This window comes from Paenibacillus sp. FSL P4-0184 (assembly GCF_038004625.1).
Taxonomy (GTDB): domain Bacteria; phylum Bacillota; class Bacilli; order Paenibacillales; family Paenibacillaceae; genus Paenibacillus_AQ.
This window is the reverse complement of record NZ_JBBORN010000001.1, coordinates 850,966-876,435: the sequence shown is the minus strand read 5'-3', so window position 1 is coordinate 876,435 and position 25,470 is coordinate 850,966. Positions and strand designations below refer to the sequence as shown.

23 protein-coding genes are annotated in these 25,470 nt (G+C 44.2%); 5 read left to right on the top strand and 18 right to left on the bottom strand.

All coding sequences use genetic code 11. The features are described 5' to 3' along the window. Positions 1-28: 28 nt before the first annotated feature. The 6 genes from MKY52_RS03775 to MKY52_RS03750 all read right to left on the bottom strand — a co-directional run bounded on the left by MKY52_RS03775 (position 29) and on the right by MKY52_RS03750 (position 7,248). Positions 29-994 (bottom strand): DUF418 domain-containing protein, encoded by a 966-nt coding sequence (locus MKY52_RS03775; protein WP_341049920.1) that lies wholly within the window; start codon positions 992-994, stop codon positions 29-31. Next, positions 991-2,937, bottom strand: coding sequence for an ABC transporter permease (locus tag MKY52_RS03770; RefSeq protein ID WP_341049919.1), 1,947 nt, complete (start codon positions 2,935-2,937; stop codon positions 991-993). The genes MKY52_RS03775 and MKY52_RS03770 overlap by 4 nt, the downstream gene beginning before the upstream one ends. Continuing rightward, positions 2,912-3,682, bottom strand: a complete 771-nt coding sequence (locus MKY52_RS03765; protein WP_341049917.1) for an ABC transporter ATP-binding protein — start codon at positions 3,680-3,682, stop codon at positions 2,912-2,914. The genes MKY52_RS03770 and MKY52_RS03765 overlap by 26 nt, the downstream gene beginning before the upstream one ends. 222 nt (positions 3,683-3,904) lie before the next feature. Further along, on the bottom strand, positions 3,905-4,903 hold the full coding sequence (locus MKY52_RS03760) for a sensor histidine kinase (RefSeq protein ID WP_341049915.1): 999 nt from the start codon (positions 4,901-4,903) through the stop codon (positions 3,905-3,907). Beyond that, entirely contained in the window at positions 4,900-5,598 is a 699-nt protein-coding gene (locus MKY52_RS03755; RefSeq protein WP_341049914.1) for a response regulator transcription factor, read from the bottom strand. The genes MKY52_RS03760 and MKY52_RS03755 overlap by 4 nt, the downstream gene beginning before the upstream one ends. Before the next feature lie 492 nt (positions 5,599-6,090). After that, positions 6,091-7,248, bottom strand: a complete 1,158-nt coding sequence (locus tag MKY52_RS03750) for a phosphodiester glycosidase family protein (RefSeq protein ID WP_076299211.1) — start codon at positions 7,246-7,248, stop codon at positions 6,091-6,093. A gap of 175 nt (positions 7,249-7,423) precedes the next feature. Between MKY52_RS03750 and MKY52_RS03745 the strand changes: the two genes are divergently transcribed. Together MKY52_RS03745 and MKY52_RS03740 are read left to right on the top strand one after the other, a co-directional pair. Then, positions 7,424-8,002: a histidine phosphatase family protein gene (locus MKY52_RS03745; RefSeq protein WP_341049911.1), complete on the top strand. Its 579-nt coding sequence runs from the start codon at positions 7,424-7,426 to the stop codon at positions 8,000-8,002. A gap of 76 nt (positions 8,003-8,078) precedes the next feature. Next, positions 8,079-8,897, top strand: a complete 819-nt coding sequence (locus MKY52_RS03740; protein ID WP_149646565.1) for a GGDEF domain-containing protein — start codon at positions 8,079-8,081, stop codon at positions 8,895-8,897. A 100-nt stretch (positions 8,898-8,997) separates the two neighbouring features. Here MKY52_RS03740 and MKY52_RS03735 read toward each other — a convergent pair whose 3' ends face one another. The 7 genes from MKY52_RS03735 to MKY52_RS03705 form a co-directional block, all read right to left on the bottom strand. After that, complete coding sequence (locus MKY52_RS03735; RefSeq protein WP_341049909.1) at positions 8,998-10,215, bottom strand: SLC45 family MFS transporter; 1,218 nt, start codon at positions 10,213-10,215, stop codon at positions 8,998-9,000. Between the two features lie 17 nt (positions 10,216-10,232). Continuing rightward, the gene (locus MKY52_RS03730; protein WP_341049907.1) at positions 10,233-10,961 is read right to left on the bottom strand and encodes a glycerophosphodiester phosphodiesterase; all 729 of its coding nucleotides are present in this window, start codon (positions 10,959-10,961) and stop codon (positions 10,233-10,235) included. A 157-nt stretch (positions 10,962-11,118) separates the two neighbouring features. Beyond that, on the bottom strand, positions 11,119-11,985 hold the full coding sequence (locus tag MKY52_RS03725) for an STM4011 family radical SAM protein (RefSeq protein WP_076301060.1): 867 nt from the start codon (positions 11,983-11,985) through the stop codon (positions 11,119-11,121). Beyond that, positions 11,982-13,331 carry an STM4012 family radical SAM protein gene (locus tag MKY52_RS03720; RefSeq protein WP_341049906.1) on the bottom strand — a complete coding sequence of 450 codons (1,350 nt, stop codon included), beginning with the start codon at positions 13,329-13,331 and terminating at the stop codon, positions 11,982-11,984. The genes MKY52_RS03725 and MKY52_RS03720 overlap by 4 nt, the downstream gene beginning before the upstream one ends. Before the next feature lie 22 nt (positions 13,332-13,353). Beyond that, positions 13,354-14,136 carry an STM4013/SEN3800 family hydrolase gene (locus MKY52_RS03715; protein ID WP_042185413.1) on the bottom strand — a complete coding sequence of 261 codons (783 nt, stop codon included), beginning with the start codon at positions 14,134-14,136 and terminating at the stop codon, positions 13,354-13,356. Next, positions 14,136-15,473, bottom strand: a complete 1,338-nt coding sequence (locus tag MKY52_RS03710) for an STM4014 family protein (RefSeq protein ID WP_341049905.1) — start codon at positions 15,471-15,473, stop codon at positions 14,136-14,138. The genes MKY52_RS03715 and MKY52_RS03710 overlap by 1 nt, the downstream gene beginning before the upstream one ends. After that, on the bottom strand, positions 15,433-16,278 hold the full coding sequence (locus MKY52_RS03705; protein ID WP_341049904.1) for an STM4015 family protein: 846 nt from the start codon (positions 16,276-16,278) through the stop codon (positions 15,433-15,435). The genes MKY52_RS03710 and MKY52_RS03705 overlap by 41 nt, the downstream gene beginning before the upstream one ends. 269 nt (positions 16,279-16,547) lie before the next feature. On the opposite strand from MKY52_RS03705, the gene MKY52_RS03700 reads away from it, so the two are divergent. The 3 genes from MKY52_RS03700 (at position 16,548) to MKY52_RS03690 (ending at position 19,221) form a co-directional block, all read left to right on the top strand. Next, entirely contained in the window at positions 16,548-18,023 is a 1,476-nt protein-coding gene (locus MKY52_RS03700) for an amidase family protein (protein ID WP_341049903.1), read from the top strand. Positions 18,024-18,059: 36 nt separating this feature from the next. Beyond that, entirely contained in the window at positions 18,060-18,593 is a 534-nt protein-coding gene (locus tag MKY52_RS03695) for an NAD(+) diphosphatase (protein WP_341049901.1), read from the top strand. Between the two features lie 82 nt (positions 18,594-18,675). Continuing rightward, positions 18,676-19,221, top strand: coding sequence for a GNAT family N-acetyltransferase (locus MKY52_RS03690; RefSeq protein WP_341049899.1), 546 nt, complete (start codon positions 18,676-18,678; stop codon positions 19,219-19,221). A 113-nt stretch (positions 19,222-19,334) separates the two neighbouring features. Here the strand turns inward: MKY52_RS03690 and MKY52_RS03685 are convergent, their stop codons facing one another. From MKY52_RS03685 to MKY52_RS03665, 5 genes are all read right to left on the bottom strand, one after another. Then, positions 19,335-21,023 (bottom strand): glycoside hydrolase family 13 protein, encoded by a 1,689-nt coding sequence (locus tag MKY52_RS03685; RefSeq protein ID WP_341049898.1) that lies wholly within the window; start codon positions 21,021-21,023, stop codon positions 19,335-19,337. Positions 21,024-21,060: 37 nt separating this feature from the next. Continuing rightward, complete coding sequence (locus MKY52_RS03680; RefSeq protein ID WP_179085741.1) at positions 21,061-21,882, bottom strand: carbohydrate ABC transporter permease; 822 nt, start codon at positions 21,880-21,882, stop codon at positions 21,061-21,063. Beyond that, the gene (locus tag MKY52_RS03675; protein WP_042185429.1) at positions 21,879-22,745 is read right to left on the bottom strand and encodes a carbohydrate ABC transporter permease; all 867 of its coding nucleotides are present in this window, start codon (positions 22,743-22,745) and stop codon (positions 21,879-21,881) included. Before MKY52_RS03675 ends, MKY52_RS03680 begins: the two co-directional genes overlap by 4 nt. Before the next feature lie 82 nt (positions 22,746-22,827). After that, complete coding sequence (locus MKY52_RS03670) at positions 22,828-24,087, bottom strand: ABC transporter substrate-binding protein (protein WP_149646583.1); 1,260 nt, start codon at positions 24,085-24,087, stop codon at positions 22,828-22,830. A gap of 153 nt (positions 24,088-24,240) precedes the next feature. Continuing rightward, on the bottom strand, positions 24,241-25,245 hold the full coding sequence (locus MKY52_RS03665; RefSeq protein ID WP_042185431.1) for a LacI family DNA-binding transcriptional regulator: 1,005 nt from the start codon (positions 25,243-25,245) through the stop codon (positions 24,241-24,243). Positions 25,246-25,470 lie beyond the last annotated feature (225 nt).

Genomic DNA, 25,470 nt, shown 5'->3' with positions numbered 1-25,470 from the left:
GATCAGCCAGAATCCTTTCGGTATGATCTTATCGCTGTTTAAGCATACGTTGTCTACCATAGGTTCCGAGTCGCCATAAATATTCTACCGGTCCCATCCGGAACCGTTTGAGAATAAGGGTACTAGATATGATTTGTAGAAGCAGTATGGCCGCCGCTGCAATCATCTGCGTCGATACATGCACTGTACCAGGCCAATCTAGCAGATTGGATAGCATTAAAATAATAACGGTCTGCATTAAATAATTGGTTAAAGCCATTCTGCCTAGAGAAGCAAGGGGCGCAAGTAGTTTCTGTACAGCTCCATGGCGCATGAGTAGGGTTAGCGTTGTCACATAAAAAATACTGACTGGAAGCCCGCCTACTGCGAGAGCTACATCCAGAGCGCCCGTACTATTCATGATACTCTGCTGTGCAAAATACATAGGAATGATTAGCAGCAGAGAAACCACTTGTGTGATCCTTAATCCTTGCTTATACCGTGATGGATTCTGAAATAATCCAATCAGACCACTCCAATGCCCAAGCAGAAACATACCAAACGTTACCACTATCGGGCCTAAGTAGAGACCTGCAAGGGTGACCACAATGCCCGCAGCCAGTACAAAACTTGACTTTAACTTATAAAAAGGAAGGAGAATCAGTCCAATGACTGCATAGATGAGCAAGGTTTCACCGGGTTGGAAATAATGGTGCACCAGACCGATTAGAAATAAAATGAACAGCCTACGCAGAAATAATAAACAGGGCTTAGACTCCCCTTTAGCTTCAGCCCGGGATAAGAATAACTGAAAGCCAACACCGAATAAAAATGAGAATATTACAAAAAATCGGTGATCCACTGCTACATCAAGAAAACGAATAATCTGCAAATCGAGCGAGTTAAATTCCATCGTACCGAATACCATCTGACGAATGTTTATGAAGATGATACCCATTAGAGCAAAGCCACGGAGTACATCGAGTGTTATGATTCTTTTCACCATATTCTTCATACCATCATCTTCTTGAGACTTTGAATGTAGCGTGATCGCGCTATGATGAAATATATAGTTTGCACAGCAAGGAATGCTCCAGACGTAATCAGCACAGGCACCGTTACATTCGTGATACTAATTTGTTTCAATACCGGTCGGATTACGACAAGCGTCTGGATGGTGGCGACAATGATCGGAATATAGAATAGCACAGAGATTTGTCTGGTGGCAGAAGCAGACATTTCTTTGACGCTTAGACCGATTTTAGACAAGGCATTATACATTTGCTTATCTGCATTCAGCTCAGTATGAAGCTTGAAGAAGAGGAAGCTGGCCGAAGAAAGTGAGAAGATAAGCGCGATAAAGATCCCTATAAAGCTAAGCATAGCCATACCTTGTTTGGTAATTAGATAATTATCTGCTCGAGCATCTAATATGGAGATATATTGATTATTGGTATTGTTGGAATCCCTACTCCACTGGATCAGTTCTTTAGTGATGATGGCTTCAGGTGAGGTTTCCACAGGCGGTGGACCGTCCCAAGCAGGGATTTTATATAGATATTTCACATATGATCTCGTATACTTCGCTGCTGAAGAAGAGATATTCTTGTACAAGCTGTCATCTACAATTAAGAGTGAGCTTGTATATTGCCCCATGGGATGGCTCTTCGGAATTTGTACCTCTTTCAGCATAAGCTCCGTATCGTTTTGAACCTTCAACAGAATCTTTTGATTAGTAGTGTAATTCTGTGAATTCAACTGAGGGTTTAGCAGTAAGACAGCTTCTTTGTCAGATAAGGGAGCTACTTCGGACATATCCATTTTTGAAGATAACTGATTAAACTGGGACCAGGATATTAAATCAATGCTTTGGGTAGCTTCTTTACCCAGACTCTGAATGGAGGCAGAGATCAGCTCAAGTTTATTCTCTGTATACTCCACTTTGGCGTTTTGTAATTTATTATGAATGGGTTCTAAATCAGGGGGAGTTTTCCCTGGTTTATAAATCGAATACTCCATGGCGAATGGACTATTTTTATAGAGTTCTACGTTTGCTTGATTCATCGATAAAATAAATCCTGACGCCATGCAAGCGAGCGAGGTTACAACCGTTACAAGAAACAGCATTCTTGCATTATCTTTGATCTTGTAACTCATCTCGGAAATCCATAACAGGTTGGTTCCGCGCCAAAGTCGCTTGCGGCTTAGTTTAAGCAGGCGTATTCCGAGTACGGACAGCTGAGAGTAAAAGAAATAGGTACCTGCGATCCCCGTGACAGCAGCAACTAATAACGTAATTGGAGACAATTGCTTTCGAATAGCGAGTGCCCCAGCCGTCAACAACAGAAGCCCAAGGAGTGATAGCAGCCATGATACACGGGGCTCCTTTTTAGGTTTAACACTCCCTTTTAACAGATCAAGGACTTGATGTTTGCGGATAAATAACAGTGTGAAGATAGAGATGACTAGAAACAGTGATATAAAAGAAATAGATGTGATCATCAGTGGTTTTACAGGCCAATAGAAGGGTAAATGATCCATTCCCATAATGGTCGTGCTGAGCAGCAAAAATAACTTGGATAAAAGCATGCCGAAAGACATACCTGTTACTATGGACAGCAGTCCGATCAGCATATTTTCTATAAGAATCAGTTTGTTGATCTGACCTGAACGTGCACCTAACATCATTAGTATGCCGAACTCCAGATTACGAAGTTTCAGAAATGCACTAATCGAGTAAAGAACGAAAAAGAAAGCAAAGACAAACACAATATAAGAAGCGATTTTCATACCAGCGGCAGAATTTGTACCTAGCTCGATACTGGCAACCCCAGGATGATAAATAAAGACGGAATAAGAGAAGAAGATCATGACCATAAAAGCACTACTTAAGAAAAAGGCAAAATACGCCCGAGAATTACGCTTCACATTGTTAAACGCGAATTGAGGAAAGTTCATGACTATTCCCTCCCCAGAATGAAAGAGTGTCGATAATCTTTTGGAAGAAGGCTTGGCGGTTATCTCCCCGGTGAATTTCGGCTGCTAGCTTCCCATCTTTTATAAAAATAATCCGATTGCAGTAGCTCGCTGCCAGCGGATCATGTGTCACGAGCATTAGCGTAGTGCCTTCTTTGCAGTTAATATCCTCTAGCGACTCCATCACAATTCGTGAGGAATTAGAATCAAGTGCCCCTGTGGGTTCATCTGCTAGAATGATCGAAGGCGAACTTATAATCGCACGGGCAATCGCTGTCCGCTGCCGTTGTCCGCCGGATATTTCATAGGTGCGTTTATTCAAAATTTCCGTAATGTTCAAGCGTGCAGCGACCTTTTGCAGCAAGGCTTCCATTTCGGAGAGCTTGCGATTATCCAGCGTTAGAGGAAGCACGATATTTTCGGCTACCGTTAAAGTCTCCAGGAGGTTAAAGTCTTGAAATACAAAACCGAGTTCTCTGCGACGAAAGTGAGCAAGGTCTTTTTTGTTCAAAAGATAAGGGTTGCTGCCATTGATATTCACCTCACCTGAGGAGGGTTGATCGATGGTAGACACCATGTTAAGCAGAGTGGTTTTGCCGCTCCCTGAGGGGCCCATGATGCCAACAAATTCGCCACTTTCAATACTAAGATGAATATCGGTGAGGGCCTGTGTCTTTACTTTGCCCGGATATACTTTGTTAAGTCCTTTGACTTCTAAAACATTCATTCCTTTCATTCCTTCCGTTACAATGTGATTTCAGCCGTCCCTAAGCGGGGACGTGTTATGTATATAATTTACAAGATCGGGCTATGTGCTGCTATGGATTTACCTTAACGTTATCTTACAACCCGTTTAAGGTTATGTTCGTACGTGAAGCGAGTAGGCCATACATAAAGAAGAGGGACTCCGTAGCCATAAGTTAAGTATGACAAGAAGTACCCTCCGATCTTATTTCTGTAAATGGTCACTGTTGTGAAATGTAATTTGGACTGTAGTGCCTTCTCCAAGCTTAGATTGAAGCTCCACAGTATGTCCTAGCCGGTTGCAAATTTCTCGCACTAGATAAAGTCCCATTCCTGTTGACTCATGGTATTGGCGTCCACGTTCACCGGTGAAGTATGGATTAAACACTCGTTTGAGGTCTTCAGGAGAAATGCCGATACCTTGATCTGTAATATTAAGTAAGAAATCCGTTCCGATGTGCTTTGATGAAAGGGTTACGGTTTTATCGGTGCCGGAGGTGTAATTCACAGCATTGGTCAAGATTTGGGTTAGCATAAACATTAACCATTTGGCATCACTATATACGGTGAAGTTAGGATTGATTTGTATATTTACCTTTATGCCTCTTCGGATGAAAAGCCTGCGGTTCTCAGCTACAGATTCACTAACCACTTTACTGAGAACTAGCGGCTCCACTTGGAAATCATCCTCAAATTGATCCAGCCTTGAAGTATAAATCACCATTTCCAGCCCTCTGCGCAGACGTTCCAATTCCTCCTGAATACTTATAGCAGCCTCATCCTCAACATCCTCTAGCGAAAGCTGAATGACTGAAAGTGGGGTCTTCATCTGATGAACCCAGCGGTTCATGAATACGATATGCTGATCCATCCGGCGCACATGCTGGTTGATCTGGTCCTGATACTGGCGATCAATAAGCTGTAATAGCTCATGAATAGCTTCTGGTAGCGGAGTGTCTCCTAAGGAAACAAGATGTTCCTCTAGCATATTCTTGGGATTACTTAAGGCTGCGTATAATCTCCGGTGCTGAGCGTATCGGTAGCCGAGATATAAGAGAAGAACTACAGTGCTCAGGGCTATGCCATAGAGCATGATCGAGAGGGGTCTGTCCTCACCTGTCAGCCAATATAGTGGTGGAACAAGCAGCATTTGAAGCAGATAGAAAAGGATTATCGAAATCTGGTCTTTCCAAAATAGCTTCATGGCGCATCCTTAGTAGCATTAAGCCTATAGCCAGCACCTCTTACGGTTTCCACAATATCACCAAGACCGAGGTCTTTAAGCTTTTTGCGAACACGGGTAATATAGACATTTAATGTATTGTCATCAATGAAATGCTGATCTTCCCACATAAGATCAAGCAGGCGCTCTCGGTTTACGACACGTCCTTCCTTTAGTATTAAAGCTTCGAGCAGGATCGCCTCTTTCTGTGTCAGTTCGCTGGATTGCCCGCCATATTGAATCACATACCGCTCAGGATAAAGAATTAGTTCTCCGGCTTGGAGCGTCCGTTCCTCTTGAATTTGTGAGTAAGAGCCGTAAGCTCTGCGTAAATGGCTGCGGATTTTGGCAAGTACGACTTCATAATGAAAAGGCTTGGTGATGTAATCATCCCCGCCATTTTCTAGCGCCATCACCTGATCCATTCCACTATCCCGAGCGGATATGAAAAGAATAGGGCAGAGTGAGGTAGTGCGAATCTGGCGACACCAATAAAACCCGTCGTATTTAGGCAGGTTAACGTCCAGCAGAACAAGGTCAGGATGGGTGTCATTAAAAATCTCCAGTACCCTGTTGAAATCCTCTACTATCACCGTACGAAATTCATATTTAGATAGATACGTGCTTAGTAGGCTTGCGAGCTTAGCATCGTCCTCTATGATTAGAATAGTCTCCATAGTTGTGCTCCTTTGATCAAATATAAGAATGCAATGGTTCACACGGTTATACAGTAACACGGACTAGGAAAATTATGCAAAAAGGACATCTAGCTGCCGAAAAATAATATGAGGAGGAGATTAGCTTAGTGCAGCTATAAAGTAGAGATTCGGCGCTGTGAAAGGAAAAGTAGGAATTTAATTGCACCAAATACAACTAAAAAAATCTGGAGAGAGTTTCACGAGGAATAGTTGCACTTTGTACAATAGATTCTATCAAAAAGACATTGGAATTTGATTTTATTGCACATTCTGCAACCAATTGGTTATCAAAACGTCTTATTATTACAAATGGGTCGAATTCTAATGTACAAAGTACAACAGAATCCTATTTTCCTATAAAAAAGAATGCATCTATTGCACAAACTGCAATAGATGCATCAAAAAAAGTATTCTTAGAAGAAGAAGCCGAAACCTAGCACAGCGCTCGTTCGTGCCGCTGGCTAGATCATTCTATTGATATTTAACCACAATTGCGTTGCTAATCTGACGCCCAGGGGTCGTGAGATATTTGCCATTATAGTAAAGGCCGCTCGATGCGCCGCCATCCAGATTCATGGCTTGATACGCTCCAGCCTGCTTCATCATTTCTGCCAGCTGTGGGATAGTAGCTCCACCAGTAGTTAGCAGAATTAGCTTGTGGTCGCGAGTGAGGCCGAGTGCGCTGCGGGCTCCGCCGCCTGTTAAGATTTTGGCATCTTTGAAGCCTTCTGCCGCAACATTAAGAGATACCTTACCATTCACAAGCAGACGTGGTCCGGCTTGGAGCGCCCCTTCCATAGATCCGGAAGCGAAATGGTTCGTAAACTCTAGTCCGGGAATAAGCGAGGCCAGGTGATTGCTGTCATAGGTGAAAATCGTACGGCGATCTCCAGAGCTGTTTTTGAGCATTTTTCCACCACTGACCATGTAACCGTAAGGAGCTTTGTAGGCCCCTTTAGTATAGGCATCAAAGAACGTACCATTAATAGCCACTACGGCATTATTGCGCTTGGCTAGACTGCTCAGGTCCTCCACTTTTCCTACCGTATTTCCTGCTAGTACAACGTCGAGCTTCACTTTAGGATGCAGTAGGGATACCGTAACCGTTTGGGCTTTGAAGGATCTGCCGCCCACCTTAAAAGTTTTGCTAGCACTGACAACGGGGGAGGAATCTGCTTTGATAAGTGCGCCAGTCAGTACAGGTACCGTTGATGAAACCCCGTTATTAGTAAGGGTTACAGAAGAGGCTTCCTGATTCCACTCTAATTGAAAGCCCAGCGTTTTGCTGATAAAAGACAAAGGGATATATACCGTACCGTTATCACTAAAAGCGGAATCGGTTAGTGTAACTGGCTTGTCGTTGACTAGCGCAGCTGCTTGTCCTACAGTAAGTGTAATCTTAGTGTCTGCGTTCGTAATGGTTATACGTTTGTCACTAGCATTCATTTCAGCATGTATACCAGTGAAATTATTTAAGAGACGCAGCGGGATGTACGAGTGATTATTCTTGGTCACATACACGGTGTTTTTCGGAACCGGAGCAGCACCAGCAGTGGAGGAACAAACTGTATAAACCGGAACCAAACATAGTAGAAATGCGAGAAAGAACGGAAACAATAACTTTTTCATATTAACCAAAATCTCCTTATCCTGTAGCTGATGTAAAAAGCGGTAAGGTTTATTATACCTCAAGTTCTAAAACATGGATAACCTCATTTTTCAAATACTCATGGAAAGATTCTGATAGAATGTAGATACCATTAAAAGAATAGTACTAGAACTCAACAACTAAAGGGAGATCTTTATGACTACAATAGGTTTAATTCGCCATGGAAGTACCGCGTGGAATAAAGAAGGCAGAGCGCAAGGGCATACGGATAATCCATTGGATGCTGAGGGTGTGCAGCAGGCGGTTCTTCTTGCTGAACGGCTCAGCACTGAACAATGGGACTATTTATATTCGAGTGATCTGCTTAGAGCGCGACAAACAGCAGAGGTAATTGCAACAAGGCTTGGCATGGAGATCACCGGCTTAGTACCAGGTATCCGTGAGATGAACGCAGGGCAGATTGAAGGTACTACGGAACAAGATCGCGTTGAACGATGGGGAAGTGAGTGGAAGAAGTTAGATTTGGGACTGGAAAGTCCGGAGGCCAGTGAGATCAGAGGCAGTCAGGCCATCGAAGATATCGCGGAGAAACATCCGGGCAGTCGTATATTGGTCGTTAGCCATGGTGCGATTTTACGGAGTAGTCTTAGAAGACTTTTTCCAGAACTGAATGTAACTGTTTTGCTGAGTAATACATCTATCACCCGGATTATTAAATCCGATTCGACATGGAATTGTGAACTATACAATTGTGCACGGCATTTGAAGATATAATTAGTGTTCAGATAATGTTCAGAGCATTTTAATATAGTAATTGCTCAGATAGTTAATTATTTTTGTAGTCAGAAGGATGTGCGAATTTAAGGTGGCAGAGGTCCAGATTTACTTACAAACGTTATTCTCCATTCTCATCGCAGCAGCGGCCGGTTATTTAGTGCTAAGACTTTACCGGGATATTTCATCTAAAACGCCTCAAAAAAGAGCGATTCATACCGGTCTTTCCGTGATCATTATCATCGCCTCCCTATGGATCATGCACCAGCTAGGTGTAGAAACCTTACTGGGAAATGAAGTGGCCGATGATGGGGTTATTATACCGCTGGTGGTCTATAGTCTTACGATAGCCCTATGTATGTTTTTACTTACACGCATGAATCTAGTATTGGCTGAAAGAGAGCAATTGAAAGAACTGGCGTATAAGGATGCTTTAACGGGGTTATTGAATAAGAATGGAATGGATCATTTTTGGGATCGATGCAAAGTAAATGAGCAGCTTGCCGTTTTGTTTCTGGATCTGAATCGTTTCAAATCGATCAATGACAGCTTGGGGCATCATGTGGGGGACTTATTGCTGCAAGAAGTGGGTAAAAACCTAATTCAATTCTCCAGCAAAAGAAAACGTCATATTTTCCGCGTCGGCGGGGATGAATTTGTGATTGTCGCCAAAGGTAGCACTCAGAAGGAAGCGGAGCAGCTTGCTGTGCGGATTCTGGAGAAGACGACTAAGAGTTACCAGCTTGGCGAACATAACTTGTTCGTATCCATGAGTATAGGGATCAGCATAAGTCATGGTAAGGTAGATCATTTTAGACTGCTAAATGAAGCAGATACAGCGATGTACGCTGCCAAACAGCTTGGTACGGGGCGTTACTCCGTCTATAAGAATTAGAATGAGTTGGTATAAAATACAAGCGGTAGCCAGGGACCTTTACAATAGGTCCACGACTGCCGCTATTTTTATTGGACTAACTATTTTCTTTGAAATGAAATTATGCGCCAGGTGAATGAATGCTGCTAGTCATATCCTTGCGGCCTTTCATGAGGAACAAGCAGACAAGAGCAACTGCCATACTAATCGCCGCCACGTAGAACAGGATCGAGTAATCAAAGATATCAATCATAAGTCCCAATAGTGGAGGCGAACTGATGGCCGCAAGGGAAGAGACGAGATAATACATCCCTGTTCGTGTACCAATGCTCTCTTCTGTCCCTGTTGCCACAACATAAGGATAGGAATTGATATTAATACAAGCCCAGAAGACTCCACCTAGTAACAGTAACCCTCGAAGGAGCAATAAGTCCTTTGCAAAACCGACGAGAGCAAAAATGGTCATTAGTCCGCATACGCCGATGATGATCATTTTTTTCTTCCCGAATCTTCCGCCCAGCCAACCGCTCGGAATGGCGAACAGCACAAAAGCCAAAGAGAAGAAAGTGAGCGAGAAAGAGGCCGCCTGTTCGCTTAGGCCGAGATGATGTTTGCCATATAAGGTAAACAGTGTCTCAACGCCTTGATATGCTACGAACCAGAAGAAAATCGCCGCTAGCAAAAATACTGTGGTACGGTCAAGCTGACTTCGAAAGGAAATACGAGAGGGCTTGGTGGCAGTAGCTGCTTCTGAAGGAAGCTTCATTTGCACGTTTACGCCGTCCCGATTTTCTTTAATGAAGCGTGATACGATAAACATACATAATAAGGTAATCAGTCCAGCTACGATAAACGGAAGTGCTGGATTGGATTTATACAGGATCGAACCTACGCCAAAAGCGAGAATAGAACCGAACCCACCCATGAAATTAATCAGCCCGTTGGCCTTTGTACGCTGCTCTTCTGGCGTAATGTCCGGCATAAGGGCGACGGTTGGTGAACGGTATAAGCTCATGGCCAGATTCATTAGCATCATAAACAACAGAAGTGTAAATAGTCCGGTATGAAACGGAATCAGCATGGTTAGCACGGCCGCGAAAGGCATACCGATCATAAGATAAGGCATTCTGCGTCCAAAACGCGAGGTAGTGCGGTCACTACGGTTGCCAATCCAAGGCTGCAGGAATAAGGCAAAGTAATTATCAATCGTCATCAAGAAGCTGATAAGTGCCACACTATGTACGTATTTTTCTAGAAAAAAGGGTACAAATGCGTTATACAGACTCCACGTAATGCTGATGCTGAAAAAGCCGAATCCGAGCAACCAGACTTTTTTCACACAGTCACACTCCCTTATTATTTAGCTAGAAGCCCAGCCAGCACATCTGGATGATCTGTAATAATACCTGACACTCCAGCTTCGATTAAAGCCTTCATCCGTTCTGGATCATTAACAGTCCAAGGATGATAGGCGATGCCATGCTTAGCGGCTTCTTTGACGAATTCAGGAAGTACCGCTTGATGATAAGCATGTAGTGCGTTTGCGCCAAGCGTAGCTGCATAATCCCAAGGACGATACAGACCTTCCCCGTATAGAATTCCTGTCTTGATCTCAGGTGCGATCGTTTTACTGTGAGCTAATGAATAATGGTTAAAGCTTGAAAAAATCACGCGATCGCTCATTTTGAACTCCCGTACAGCCGCGATAACCTTTTCCTCCATACCCGGGTAAAAGAAAGTACCATTCTTAAACTCGATGTTCAGTACTGTATCTCGACCTTGCAGCAGATCTAACAAATCTTCTAGCAAGGGGAGTTTCTCGCCTTTGAACTCGGGACTGAACCAAGAGCCCGCGTCCACTTCCAGAATTTCTGCAAGGGTTTTATCCTTCACATAGCCACTTCCGCTTGTCGTACGGTTTAGGGTTTCATCATGAATAAGAACAAGCCCGCCATCCTTGGTCATTTGTACATCGGTTTCAATTCCGGTTGCACCTAAATCAAGACCTTTGCGGAACGCTGCCATAGTATTTTCCGGACACACTGCCGATGCGCCGCGATGCGCAAAATTAATAATGTTTTTCATCAGCTATTCATCCCTCCAACTTAGTGTTTGCTGTCACCCTGTAGACGAGGGCTACTTTTCATATTCCACACGAAGACAAGAAACCCTGTCTAGAAATTCTGACAGGGCTCTATTTCTTGAAATTTAACATGCAGTTAACCTTCTGCAAATTCTTGGATCAATGATTCATAGCGCCATAAGGAATCCGTTCCAGCAGACCTGATCCATAGATGTTTTGCAGCTTTAGCTCTGGCATATGAATATAACCGATATAACAGTCGCATACCTTCATTCGGCAGGCTCTTACAGCGGATAGACCTTCCAAGCCATCGCGGTAGAGATTGCCTATGACACCTCTGTCCTTATAGCAGCGTTTCACCAGTCCAGCGCCTTGTACATAAAAGACTTCATTTCCAGCGTTGCAGGTTTGACCAAGGCTCTCGTAATCCATAGCATTCACAGCAAAATGCGGATCAATTTTGCTAAGAATAGAAAGATCCTCGGCAGTATAGTAATCCGGTTTATCTTTATAAGCATTGACCCATAGATATACACTCTCCGGTAATGCTGCGCGAAGCGAGGCTATAGCAGGAAAGGCGCTGCGGATCCCAACGCTCCCAACACTGAAAGGCATATTATTCTCATACAAGGTCATGCATTGCGTTAGAAACTTATCCTCGCTCACCTGACCGGAGTGGTAAGTAGCCCAAAAGGCAGCCTTGTTTCGATTCAGCTTATGAATGAAGTCAAGATTTGCTGAAAGGTTCGTCTGAATGGCTACCTTCTCCACATGCTCCATATTGGAGAGCGAGATCATCGCTTCTTTGTACCAGCGATGAATCAGCCCTTCGCCATAAGGATTGAAAAAGATAGACAGCCGATGGCCCGTTGTACCTTGCAGAGAGGCCCACTCGACAAAGGTTTCCAATCCTTGTCGATCCTTCGCGAGAGTGGCTGCGCTGTCTCTTGTTTTGCCGAAAGGACAGTAGGGGCAGTCATAGTTGCAGGAGGTGAGAGACCCACGGTAGTAGAGGACCGCATTCATGGCAATACGAACCTTTCCATCTGCTCTCGTATCTCTCCTGAAATAAACCAATCACCGATGGAATCGGAGTAGCCCATACCTTCAGTAGTGAGGCGTAATACTCCATCTTCTTCTTTCCCTAAGCCGGTATGAAGCAGGTTAGACAGTTCAGGATAATCACTCCAGAGTGAATTTCCGAAGCGCAGACTATAATCTTCAAGCCTCAGACCTTCACTATGTAAAATCGCCTTTAGAATAAAGCGGCGTTTCTGTTCTTCTAGACTTAGCACAATTCCGTAATCTGCCGTATCGTAACGATCTGCACTGACGTAATCGGCAATAATGCTCTCGGTTGCTTTACGGCTGACCCCATAACGGGAAGCGTAATGCACATTGCGAGTATAGGACCTAGCCCCGCAGCCTAGCCCGACCATTCCTTCTTCCTGACAGCTGTAGTCAAGAATGCGTTTATCTGTTCCTGCGGTTTCCTTGGCGAAACGACGCATGGAATATTGGCGATAACCTCTGGCTTTAAGCAGCTGCCCAGCGGCCTTGTAGCAGTCTAGGCGAATATCCTCCTGACGCTGGATATCCCCTGGCTTTACGATGGTATGCTCACGGGTGTAGAGCGGATAAATAAAGATTTCCTCAGGATCATAGCTAAGCGTCTGATTTAGCGAATACAGCCAAGAGTCGACGGACTGCCCCGGAAGACCATAGATCAAATCCAAATTCAGAATGGGAAAATCATATTTTCCCAGCAGCTCTAGTGCGCGATACACCTCATCCGGATTTTGTGGGCGATAGATGGCCGTCGATTCAGCGGCGACAAAGCTTTGAATGCCCATGCTGACCCGATCCACCGTATATTCTTTTAGAATATTCAGCTTCTCTTCGGTGATCGTCTCCGGTGAAGTTTCCACTGAGATGGAGGCTGAGCTCGTATCCAGTCCCATCGTATCAACGGCAATGTGGAACAAACGGCGCAGTTGATCTGCCGCCAGTAATGTAGGCGTACCCCCACCAATCGCGAAACGGGCATACGGCTTATGTTTGGTGAACGCGGCCCACTGCTTGGCTTGACGTTCTAGCGCGTCTACGTATGTAGCGTGAACATTCGCGCGTTTATCAGGCAAGGTGAACAGGTTGCAGAATCCACAGCGAGCACCGCAAAACGGGATATGCATATATAGAAAAAAAGATTCTGCAGGCTCATCTCGCCATAAGGATTCTAGTGGTATCGGAGGCTGTAGATCCCTGTAAGCTGTTTTGTGTGGATAGGAATACAGATAAGATCGGTAAGGGTTAGCAGTAATATTGTCTTTCCATTGGTGAAGCTCTTCTAAAGAGAAGGACGATAACGTCATAACAGTTCTCCATCCTTTCCTTTTATAAAATGAATTCCCGATAAGGGACGTTCCATACGGTCTCGTGAGCCAAGCGATGCCCCTGATAGCCATCTTCGCCAAAAGCGGTTCCATGATCAGAAAACGCCAGACAGAAGGTAGGATTACCGCGTTCCCGGAAGGCATCGAACAACCGGCCCAGTTCACCATCCACATAGCGGAGTGCGGCGCGCTGGCTGTCTACGGAGTCCTTTTTAGCACCGGGTATAAAATAATGGTTCGGCCCGTGGATGGCTGAGACATTGAGGAACATGAACAATCTTTGTTCGCCCGGAGTATCCTTCAACAGCTTCAAGGCATGATTCACCTGATGCTCTGTGGAACGCGGATTGGTGACCCCGAACGTCATCCGCCAGTAGCTTTGCTGGAAATAGCTTGGTAACACACGAGCGAGTGGATTTTTTTTGGTGAAAAAAATAACGCCCCCAATACAAACCGTACGGTAGCCCTCGGCAGCAAGCCCGGATACGATATCGGGTGTATCGAACAGCCAGGTATGGGGATGCGTCTTCATTCCGGTGTTTCGGGAATGGAACATTCGGATATGTTCCGTCTTATCCGTTGTGGCTGGAGTAGGCAAAAAACCGCCGAAGAAGGCGTGATGAGCCGCATAGGTAAAGCTGCCTGGGGTATGTCTTTTCTCCCATGATCCGGTTCCGCACAAGTTCGGGCAGTTTGATTCTTCCATAACGGCAGCATCATAACGAAGAGTATCGAGTGTGATCATAAGAATGTCATGAGTGCCGACGATGGTGTTCATATCCATTAAGATAATCCTTCCTTTATAAGCGGTGTGGAGGGAGGTGTGATATAGTCTCTAGCCGACAATACCTTCATTTCCCATTCGTAGGTGCTGCAGCCGCGGTATTTTACATCGTACAGCAAGTCGCCAAATGGATTGACATCCGCGACAAAACATTGCTGTGAACCCCCGGATACGAGTACATCGATTCCGGCTACCCCGGAACGGGGAAAAGCAGCCAGTGCTTGCACAGCGGTATTCCGTACCTGCTCCTGTACGGATTCAGACAGACCGGCTTCCGAAAGAGACATCCGCTGGTTGCGTAAATGCAGATTCGTAATTGGTGTAGGGCTGACCCGGGCAACCGCGTGGCAAGCCTCGCGGAGAACGACTAGCTGGCGAATATCGAATGCTTTTCCCTTAAGCCCCGCTTTAGGGATCCATTGCTCAGCATAAGCACCGTGCTGGTAGATCCAGTTCATAATTCCCGAGATTGTGGCGGTATCCGTGTACCGTCGCAGTTTACCGGAATTATAGTAAATGGGTGGTCGAGTGATGTAATCCTCGACCCCCACTGTTGTTAAGGCAATTTCGGCCCCCGTCACAGGATGGATTTGATAGGCGATCACTCCAGAAGCGGCAGAACCAAAGGCCAGCTTAATGAATACCCGGTGCATGCGCCGAGATAACATCATCTCCCGGAGAGAGTCATAATCCGTAGGCTGCTGATCTTCGCCTACTGGGCGAGGGATTGGAATCCCTGCCTCGCTCAGAATCTGTTGTGTCTGGCGTTTATCGGTCATGGCCGCAATGTCAGTAGGGTCATTTAACCACAGCGAACCTGGACACGCGGTGTTGGCCTCTCGCTGTAGTCTAGCCAGCATTCGGCAGTAGCCACGGAACCATTGAGATGGATGATGCAGGACACCTTGCATTTCCTTCAATTGACGGGCTACCTTCACGCGGAGTGGTCGCGGATCAGGTCTATCGGCGAAGGGATGAAGGGAATCGTCCATATCATCCGAATCCGGTGCACCCAGAGCGATAATGGCTCGTTCTATCTCGAAGCTGCTGCCAGGCGATTCCAGTCTCAGTAGCGGGGGAGCTGCACTGAGATCTACTCCGTTATAAACGGAGGGCTGACGGGATATCTGTTTCTTCTGCTCTTCCATAAGATCACCTAACGATCTTCCTTGCAGAAACTCAGCGTACGATAAAATAATGGCAGGGGGCATTCCAAGATCGGAACGCGCTTGCTGGATGCCGCTAGTCCGTTTATCACCGGGAATACCGATAACGATCATCGGCCTCATGAGTGGCTCACTCTGTGATGGAAGGATAACGCCAGTCTTCCTCATCATCGCTTTCCTGCTTGTCGCTAACATCAACAGGCAATCCACTTTGCTTCCAGCGGCTAATCATCTCGTCAGACATATAATGATGGCTTAGGTTTAATGCTTTTAATTTTTTGATTCTGTCGCTGGCTAGAAGCAATTCCGCCCCCTCATCGCTTAGGGTACCGAGTGATAGATCGAGCGTATCTAGCTGATCCAGAATAGGAGCATTTGCTAATGCACCTGCGATCTCATCTTGGATCTGGCTATTTTTTAAACCTAGATAAGTAAGCTTAGGGAACTTTCCTACTTCTATAAGAGGGAGAAGATCTGCAAGGCTACCGTCAAATCCGTAGTTATCTACGCCGAGATATAGCTCCAGCTTGCGCAAATTCGGCAATTGGCTAGTTGCAATCTGTTCAAGAACGGCTTTACCTAAGCCTCCACTTATAATAATCAGTTCTTCTAGCTTGTCGTGTTTGAGTTCTGAGAGGCTCAGCTCATTCCCACCTTGAATCGTGAGTGACTGTAGCTCTGGAAAAGCAGGGAGCAACGGCGATAGATCGCTTTGGGTAATCCAAGAAATCTCGCATTCCTCATAGCCCATCTCGCCTATGAAAAGCTTGCGCAAAGCAGGGAAACTAGCACTATGCGTAACCAGTGACTCTACAACTTCTTCTGAACTATTTTCGTAGGCTTGCCCCCAATCACCGATAATTAGACTTGTCAGCGAAGAACTTTCAGGGCTGCTACTAAGTTTCTCAATTTCAGTGCCAATTCTTTGGCCTTCTTCGAATTCGTCGTATCCGATACTAAGCTTTACTTCCGTCATGGGCATTCCCTCCCGGAAAAATTTAACTTCGAAAATACCCTATCATCTGTAGCCGAGGGAGTCAAATCACAGGTTTAAATAATTATAGTCAAATTCGTCATGTCATTGAGCTAATCATTTATGGTAGGTTTATGCTAGGGAGAATTACATTATTTTGAAATATAAGAAAGTATACGTTTCACACTATATTTTAACCTTATATTTCTCGCTAAACGCTTACCGTCCTTATAAGGACGCCGAAGGCGATTATACTTGAAGGAGCTGTTCTGATGAAGATCAAAATTCAGGAATGGATAATAGAAGCAGATATTGCAAAGCTGCAAGCGGCTATGGAAGCAGGCGTAGTCAGCTCAGAAGATTTGGTAGCAGCCTATTTGGAACGGATTCATAAGTACGATATAGACATAAACGCAATCTTAGAAATCAATCCAGAGGCTAAAGACATCGCTAGAGCACTGGATATTGAACGTAGGGAACAAGGAAGTCGGGGAAGTCTACACGGTATTCCTATATTGTTGAAGGATAATATAGATACTGCGGATGAAATGCATACGAGTGCTGGGTCAATAGCTTTAGCAGGATCATTCGCGGCAAAAGATTCCTTCGTAGCTGCGAAACTTCGGTCGGCAGGAGCTGTTTTGCTTGGAAAGGCGAATATGTCGGAGTGGTCTAACTTTATGTCTAGTTCAATGCCAGCTGGGTATAGCTCCCGGGGAGGGTTAGTGCTGAATCCTTACGGACCTGGGAGCGTATTTGTCAGCGGATCTAGTTCTGGACCTGCGGCAGCTATTGCGGCGAATTTAGCAGCTGCATCGATCGGAACGGAAACCGCGGGATCAATTGTTGGGCCAGCCTGTCAGCATGCACTCGTTGGGATCAAACCAACGGTCGGATTAGTCAGTCGTACTGGAGTGATTCCTATTTCAGTTAGCCAAGACACTCCTGGACCTATTGCTAAAACGGTTACGGATGCGGCGATTATTTTGGGGGCATTAACGGGAGTAGATGACAAGGATGAAGCAACAATATCGAGCGAGAAGCATGCTTTTACGGACTATACTCCTTTTTTAGATAAAAGCTTTATACGGCAAGCAAGAATAGGCATCCCACGGCATTATTATAACCATTTAGATGCAGAGCGACTTTCAATTATGGAAGCAGCTATCCAGACTTTGAAGAATGAAGGGGCTACAATTATAGATCCGGTTACGCTTTACGTTGAACAACAAAACTGGAATAATGATGTGATCTGTTATGAATTTAAAAAGGGGCTCGATGCGTATTTATCCCAAGTAGATGATTCCGTTCCGATTCACTCTCTGCAAGAACTGATAGCGTATAATGAGATCCATGCTGAAATCGCATTACAATATGGGCAAGACACATTAACTAGGTCAGAGGAAGTAACTTTAACCGAAGAAGAATATCAGCAAAAGAAACAAGAATACAGAAAGCTAGCGCTTGAGCAAGGAATAGATTACGTGTTGGAACAATATAGTTTGGATGCATTATTACTGCCAGGTGATGTAGATGGTATGTATATTGCGGCACGCTTGGGGTATCCGTTAATTACCGTTCCGGCAGGGTATGTAGAACAGGGCATAATTGATGCTGATGGTGATCCTACTCGGGGGCCCTTTGGTGTAGTTTTTTCCGGAAAAGCCTATAGTGAGCCTACGCTCCTATCCATAGCCTATGGGTTTGAACAAGCTACGCAGCATCGTGTTCCACCGCAACTGGAATAGGTATTGACTACTTTATTATAGAAGGAAGAGATCAGCTTGAAATATTGTCTAGAGTGTGGAACAGCGTTGGTAATGAAAGAAAGCGATGGGGAAGGGCAGGTACCTTATTGTAATGCATGCGAAACGTTCAGATTCCCTATTTTTAGCACGGCGATCAGTACAGCAGTATTAAATCGGGATATGAATAAGATTCTATTGATTCAGCAGTATAACCGACCAGATTATATATTGCTTGCAGGGTACGTGAATAAAGGTGAAGATGCGGAAACCACACTTATTCGTGAGGTAAAAGAAGAGGTAGGAATTGATATTGTAGCTTATGAATATATGCGCAGCTTGTATTTCGCACCTTCTAATACGCTGATGCTGAATTTTATAGGTGTTGCAGATACGGAGGACTTAAGTCAGGTGAGTGCTGAGGTAGATCATGCAGAATGGTTTACTTTGGAAGAGGCCGCCAGTGCTATTAAAAACAATAGTCTAGCCGAAACCTTCCTGTTGGCGATTATTGAAAAATTGCATGCAGATCAGGTACAGGTAAATCCAGTGTCGGTAGGAGGAAGAGTGTAAGATGATAGTATATAGCTTTCAGCGGAGAATATGAGTTTGACGATGCCGATGGTGCAAGAGATTCTGGAGCGGAGGTAAAACAATGTTTAATCAAGAGAAAAGAACAATTACGACCGAAAGATTGATTTTGAGACCCTTTGAATTATCTGATGCCAAGCGTGTCTCTGACCTCTGCAATAATTATAATATCTACAAAAGTACGTTGACCCTACCTTATCCATACACTATCGAATGTGCAATATCATGGATTGAAGCTCATGAAGAGAATTTTATCAATAATATGTATTATGAGTTTGCGATTACTGATAAAAGTACAAACGAGCTTTATGGAGCTATAGGACTGACAAATAAGCAAGCACACAGAAATGGTGAAGTTGGATATTGGATCGGTGAGGAATATTGGGGTAAAGGATACGCGACTGAAGCAACAAAAGCGATCATTGCGTTTGCTTTTTCAGAAAAGCATTATCATAAAGTATTTGCAAGACACTTTGCTTCAAATCCCGGCTCTGGGCGGGTGATGCAGAAATGTGGAATGGTGGAGGAAGGCATATTCATGCAACATATCTATAAAGAAAATAAATATGATGACCTTATTCATTATGGAATTATTAACTCTGAAGGTTAAGCTACATAAAGTGAATTTTAAAGTTTTTACAAGCATATAAAACAAAAAGGAGCCGAAGGGCTCCTTTTTATAGTTCTACCATTGATCTTTGCTGACAGATCGGATGGATTTTATTATTTAAGCTTATATACACGAGCTTCATAAGGACGAAGCTGAATCGTGTTTATTTCATCTTCTGCATTTACTTCGTAGTTGGCAATGAGCAGTTCCTTCGCTTGGAATTTCACAGTAGAAGGAAGCTCGAATACCGTAGAATCCCCGAAGAAATTCAGTACAACCAGCAACTGCTCTTCTCCAAGAGTACGTAGATAAGCATATACCTGCTCATTCTCTTCAGCCAAGATTGTATAACTTCCGTATACGATAATCTCATGCTGCTTACGCAGTTCAATTAGCTTCTTATAGTAGTGGAAAATAGAATCGGGATCAGCCAGTGCCTTATCTACGTTGATATCTTTATAGTTAGGGTTCACAGCCAACCACGGAGTGCCGGTAGTGAAGCCTGCCTGCGGTTCCGAGTTCCATTGCATCGGCGTACGGCCATTGTCCCGACCTTTGATGTAAATGGAATTCATGATTTTTTCTTCCGAGTGTCCGGCAGCCAAGTATTCCTTATACATATTTACAATTTCAATATCCTTGTAGTCATCGATGGAAGCAAATTGTACATTTGTCATGCCGATTTCTTCACCTTGATAGATGTAAGGTGTACCTTGGAGCGTATGAAGCAGTGTTGCTAGCATTTTGCCAGACTCTTTCGGGAACAGCTTATCATCACCAAAGCGGGATAGCATACGCGGCTGATCATGGTTGTTCATATACAAGCTGTTCCAACCCTTACCGTCGAGTGCGACTTGCCACTTGGAAATAATGGACTTAATGTCCGCCAGCTTCCAAGGTTGTACATTCCATTTACCTCCAGGACCGGAATCGACGTCCATGAGCTCGAAATGGAATACCATGTTCAGCTCGTTACGATCCTCGGAAACATACAGTGAAGCTTCTTCTGGAGTGACATTAACGGCTTCACCCACTGTCATGATATCGTACTTGGATAGCACTTCACGGTTCATTTCCTGCATATACTCATGTACGCGTGGACCGTTAACGAAATAGTCTCCACCGAAGTGGTACGAAGGCTGTTCTCCGTTACTTTCCCCAGAAACGCTAGGTAATTCCGGTACTTTGGAGATCAGGTTGATTACGTCCATGCGGAATCCGTCAATTCCTTTATCCAGCCACCAGGTCATCATATCGTAGATTTCCTTGCGGAGCTTTGGATTGTCCCAATTTAAATCCGGTTGTTTACGGGAGAATAGATGGAGGTAATATTCCTCCGATTTCTCATCGTATTCCCAAGCTGATCCACTGAAGAAGGAGCCCCAGTCGTTCGGCGGCTGGCCGTCTTTTCCAGGACGCCAGATATAATAATCACGATAAGGATTATCCTGCGATTTGCGGGACTCTACGAACCAAGCATGCTCATCTGAGGAATGGTTGACCACAAGGTCCATAATCAACTTCATGCCACGGCTGTGAAGACCAGCAAGCAGTTCCTCCCAATCGGAGAGCGTTCCGAAATCATCCATAATACTTTGATAATTACTGATATCATAACCGTTATCGTCATTAGGCGACTGGTACACTGGGCACAGCCACACCACGTCGACACCAAGATGATTTAAATAATCAAGTTTCGAGATAATCCCTTGCAGATCACCAATACCATCCCCGTTACTGTCTTTAAAGCTGCGGGGGTAAATTTGATACACTACGCTTTCTTTCCACCATTTTTTATCCAAGGTTGTAATCTCCTATCTCTATATAGATCTTACTATTTTATTTAATGGATCCTGATGTAAGTCCGCTGATAATCCATTTTTGTGCGAACAAATAGACGATGAGCATCGGGGTTAATGCGAGCAAATATGAAGCGAAAGCTAAGTTGAAATCTGTACTGAACTGCCCCTGGAATACATATTGTACCAGCGGAAGTGTGTAGGAATCCTGATCACCGAGCAGAACCAGCGGTAGCATAAAGTCATTCCAAGTGGATAGACAAGACAGGATACCGATCGTTGCACTAACAGGAGCAAGAAGCGGAAAAATAATCTTCCAGAACGTTCCGAAGGTCGATGCACCGTCTACTGTAGCCGCTTCTTCTAGTTCATACGGAATGGAACGGATATAACCGGTGTAAACAAACACGTTAAAGGCCAGACCATAAACGACGTATAGAATAATAATCCCTACAATGTTGTTCATGTGCAGATCCGTAGTCACTTTGACCACAGGCAGCATGATAATCTGGAAAGGGATAAACATTGCGCTGATAAAATAGAAGTACAGCACTTTGAAAAATCTTCGCTTCATATTACGTGCAATAGCATAGGCTACCATGGAGTTGGTAAGCAATATGAACACGACTGTTGTAATGGTAATCACGGTACTATTTCCTAATGCATTGAAGAAATTCGTTGCTTTAATTGCATTGGAGAAGTTCTCAAAATGCAGGCCAGTTGGCAGCGAGAAGATAGATTGAGCCATTTCCTCGGGATTCTTGAGTGCGATGGCAATGGTCATGTACAGCGGAAACAGGATCAGTATTGAGCCTAGGGCGATAAGAATCGTTACAGGCCAGTTGGTTGATTTTTTGATCATAAGTCCATCTCCCGTTTCTGCAGAAATTTAAGCTGAAGGGCGGAGATAACGACAATCACGATAAAATAAATCACGGCGTTCGCCGATTGATAGGCAAATTCTCCGCCTTGGAAGCCGCCTGTGTAGATTAAGTGGGCAATGGATTGCGTTGAACGACCTGGACCCCCGCCTGTCAAGGCAACGATTTGGTCGAATACCATTAGACCGCCCTTCATCGCGAGCACCATATTGATGGTGAAGAAGGAAGCAAGCATTGGAAATGTAATGCTCCAGAATTCTCTCCAGCGGCTAGCGCCGTCCAGATTGGAAGCTTCGTAAAGATCATGAGGAATGGTTTGAAGACCCGCAAGATAGAGAATCGTGTTATAAGCAATCCCCTGCCAAACGGCTACAATGACGATACCGATCCAAGCCCAGTCGGAGTTACCGAGAATGTTCTGTGATAGGAATTCGCTGCCGATTTTCGCACCCCAAATAGGGAATACATTAGCGAACAAGTAGTTAAAAATAAAACCAACAATCAATACGCTGAGGATATTCGGCAAGAAATATACGCCACGGAAAAAGTTTTTAGCTTTAATTTTGGCGTTAAGTCCAAGCGCAATCAACAAGCTGATGATATTGATAAGAATAGTGGTTAGAATGGCATATTTAAAAGTGAACACATATGAATTCAACACATTTTCATCTTGAAAAATGTTAATGAAGTTCTTAAATCCTACGTAATCAAAGCTGTCACTAAAGCCGTCCCAGTTCGTGAACGAATAATATATACCCTGGATTGCAGGAAAGGTATGGAAGGCAAAGAAAAGAAGTAATGCCGGTATAGTCATCAGATAAAAGGCGACTCGGCGTTTGGCCATCATGTAATCCTCCTCATTGTAAAAGCGAAAGAGAAGAGGGGAAGCCCCGTTCTCTTTCGCGGTTCATGTTTGTCTGATCAGTTTATTTCCGGTTAGCTACTTTATCCCATTCCTTATCAAGCTGTTCTAGGTAAGCTTTAATGTCTTTCTTTTGTAAGAAGGATTGGTTGATGGTATCCACTTTCATCGCACTTGGGATGTAGTGGTCAGCAAAGTCAGCCAAGTTGCCAGCGGTAAACGCTTCTTTGAAGCCATCCATCGTTGGATCATCTTGTGTTACACCTTGTACAGCTGGGAATGCTTTTTGCTCATTGATGTATAGGCTAACATTCTCAGGTTGAAGCAGGAAGTCTACGAATTTCTTTGCTTCTTCTTTATGTTTAGTGTTTTTGGAAATCGTCAGCAACGTATCTACGCCAGAAATGACTTTGTTATCGGCAGCATCATTTGTTGCTGGGAATGGGAATACGCCAAGTTCAATGGATGGATTGGCTTTCACGATTTCTGGGATTGCCCATACGCCTTGCAGGTACATTGCGGATTCACCTTTAGCGAATGCTGTGTTTCCGTCATTGTAACCTTTACCAAAAATATCTTTTTGTCCGTATTCCGTCAGCTTAAGCAGCTTTTCAGCAACCTCGTTAAAGCTGTCTGCGAAGGTTACAGTGCCTGCCGCACGCTCCTTGAAGAAATCATTCCCTTTAATGATCGTGGAGAGGGAGTTGAACGGCGTAAGTGTTGTCCATGAATCCTTTAGTGTCAGGTAAAAAGCATTTTTACCGCTGTCTTTGAACTTTTGAGCGACAGCCATGAACTCATCCCAAGTAGTTGGAACAGTAACACCGGCTTCAGCGAACATCGCTTTATTGTAAATAACACCACTTGCGTTTGAAGAGAATGGAAGACCATTCAGTTCGTCCGAACCTGTCAGGTCTTTCAGCATTTGAAGATATGCTGGCTGGATATTCTCAGCGAGTGGATCACCTGTGAAATCTTCAAAAAGACCGCTGCCAGATAACGTCTTGTAGGTGTCAGTTGCTCCGATCCCTACCACGTCAGGAATATCTTTCTTCGCTGCACGAGTTTTCAATACCGTTTCAGCATCTGGCGGGTTAACCTGTGTGACAACAATATTTGGATTGGCTTCATTGAATTTCGCAACCAGCTTGTCGAAGGTGGCTTTGGCTTCGGTTTTATTTTGGAAAAACTCGACTTTTACCTTTTCACCGGAGGAGGCATTTCCACCACTATTTGCGCTGTTGTCAGCCGCATTGCTACCACAGGCACTTAGTACGGACATAGCCAGTACGCTAACCACTACGGGTTTGATTGTTTTTTTCATGATTAAATCCTCCTAATAATTTGTTGGTATTATGAACATGTAAGAGATTAAACATGTACGTAAATGAAAACTAATTGATATTCTGCTACTTATAGGCGGCAGATATGCATCACCAATAGAGAGTAAACGTTTACGTAAAAGGGGTAAAAAGACTCAGGTAAGTGATCTTACCGTTTGTCTTTCCACAATTAAGTGATCGACAATTTTGCTATCTACAGTCTCGCCTGTTTCAATCATCTGAATAAGCTTCTCCACGGCGATCTTACCAATATCGTACAGTGGTTGACGCACTGTAGTTAACGGAGGAATAATCATTTTCGCCATTCCAAGATCGTCATAACCCATAATGGATATATCGTCGGGAACACTTAAACCATATTTGATGACCGTGGAAAGAGCACCAATCGCCATTTCATCACTAGCGGCAAAGACGGCAGTGACATCAGGGGCTTGCTCCAAGAGAGCTTCCATTGCAATGCTCCCGCTTTCATACAGAAAGTCTCCAAAGGTGAGATAGCGGCTGTCGAAAGGAATCCCACTCGCTTCAAGCGCTTTACGATATCCCTCGGCTCTGGGTGCACCAGCGATAGCATCGCTTGGATTTCCGCTGATCATGGCTATTTTGCTATGACCTTTGGAAATTAAGTAGAGGGTAGCATCATAAGCAGCCTGGTAATCGTCTACTTTCACGTAAGGTACACTGGCAAATTCCGTTTGGGAAGAAACCAACACAACTGGGATCTTCATGGTTTCTAGCACATCGTAATACTCTTTCTTCAAGACCTCACTAGAGTAAATAATGCCATCGACCTGCTTCTCCCTTAAGAGTTGTAAGTACTTTAACGTTCGTTTACCGTCCTGGTCGGTATTACAGACCATTACACTATAATTGCGGTCATTGGCCAATTCCTCAATGCCTTTAAGCAGATCGGAGGAGAACGCTCCAGAAACACTTGGAAACATAACACCAATGGTCTGCGTACGCTTATTGATTAGGCCACGAGCAATCGCGTTAGGTTGATAGCCGAGATCTTTGATAGCTTCATTTACCTTTTGTTTCGTCTTGTCGGAGTACCCACTTAAATTGTTTAGCACGCGAGAGACTGTTGCAATGGAAACGTTCGCTTTTTGTGCAACATCTTTAATGGTTGGGTTCATTCATACGACTCCTTAGATTACGGTTAGCCTTAGATTAAACGTTTACGCTTCGAAAATCAAATTCATTAAAAAGTATTACGTAAACGCTTACCCTGAATATAAATCCTGACAGGTATGCTTGTCAACTCCACTTAAAAAATATGTGAATGATAAGAACCATGAAAGGTAATTATTTTTTAATAGAATGAAACCGATTAAATTACCAGAAAATCTCTGTTAAAGTGG

Coding starts and splice junctions, on each gene's coding strand:
- MKY52_RS03740 (WP_149646565.1), top strand. CDS start 8,079: ATGTGCGAATTTAAGGTGGCAGAGGTCCAGATTTACTTACAAACGTTA.
- MKY52_RS03680 (WP_179085741.1), bottom strand. CDS start 21,882: ATGATCAAAAAATCAACCAACTGGCCTGTAACGATTCTTATCGCCCTA.
- MKY52_RS03720 (WP_341049906.1), bottom strand. CDS start 13,331: ATGACGTTATCGTCCTTCTCTTTAGAAGAGCTTCACCAATGGAAAGAC.
- MKY52_RS03690 (WP_341049899.1), top strand. CDS start 18,676: ATGTTTAATCAAGAGAAAAGAACAATTACGACCGAAAGATTGATTTTG.
- MKY52_RS03760 (WP_341049915.1), bottom strand. CDS start 4,903: ATGAAGCTATTTTGGAAAGACCAGATTTCGATAATCCTTTTCTATCTG.
- MKY52_RS03765 (WP_341049917.1), bottom strand. CDS start 3,682: ATGAATGTTTTAGAAGTCAAAGGACTTAACAAAGTATATCCGGGCAAA.
- MKY52_RS03750 (WP_076299211.1), bottom strand. CDS start 7,248: ATGAAAAAGTTATTGTTTCCGTTCTTTCTCGCATTTCTACTATGTTTG.
- MKY52_RS03710 (WP_341049905.1), bottom strand. CDS start 15,473: ATGATGAGGAAGACTGGCGTTATCCTTCCATCACAGAGTGAGCCACTC.
- MKY52_RS03670 (WP_149646583.1), bottom strand. CDS start 24,087: ATGAAAAAAACAATCAAACCCGTAGTGGTTAGCGTACTGGCTATGTCC.
- MKY52_RS03675 (WP_042185429.1), bottom strand. CDS start 22,745: ATGGCCAAACGCCGAGTCGCCTTTTATCTGATGACTATACCGGCATTA.
- MKY52_RS03730 (WP_341049907.1), bottom strand. CDS start 10,961: ATGAAAAACATTATTAATTTTGCGCATCGCGGCGCATCGGCAGTGTGT.
- MKY52_RS03775 (WP_341049920.1), bottom strand. CDS start 994: ATGAAGAATATGGTGAAAAGAATCATAACACTCGATGTACTCCGTGGC.
- MKY52_RS03770 (WP_341049919.1), bottom strand. CDS start 2,937: ATGAACTTTCCTCAATTCGCGTTTAACAATGTGAAGCGTAATTCTCGG.
- MKY52_RS03700 (WP_341049903.1), top strand. CDS start 16,548: ATGAAGATCAAAATTCAGGAATGGATAATAGAAGCAGATATTGCAAAG.
- MKY52_RS03705 (WP_341049904.1), bottom strand. CDS start 16,278: ATGACGGAAGTAAAGCTTAGTATCGGATACGACGAATTCGAAGAAGGC.
- MKY52_RS03745 (WP_341049911.1), top strand. CDS start 7,424: ATGACTACAATAGGTTTAATTCGCCATGGAAGTACCGCGTGGAATAAA.
- MKY52_RS03755 (WP_341049914.1), bottom strand. CDS start 5,598: ATGGAGACTATTCTAATCATAGAGGACGATGCTAAGCTCGCAAGCCTA.
- MKY52_RS03725 (WP_076301060.1), bottom strand. CDS start 11,985: ATGAATGCGGTCCTCTACTACCGTGGGTCTCTCACCTCCTGCAACTAT.
- MKY52_RS03715 (WP_042185413.1), bottom strand. CDS start 14,136: ATGGATATGAACACCATCGTCGGCACTCATGACATTCTTATGATCACA.
- MKY52_RS03665 (WP_042185431.1), bottom strand. CDS start 25,245: ATGAACCCAACCATTAAAGATGTTGCACAAAAAGCGAACGTTTCCATT.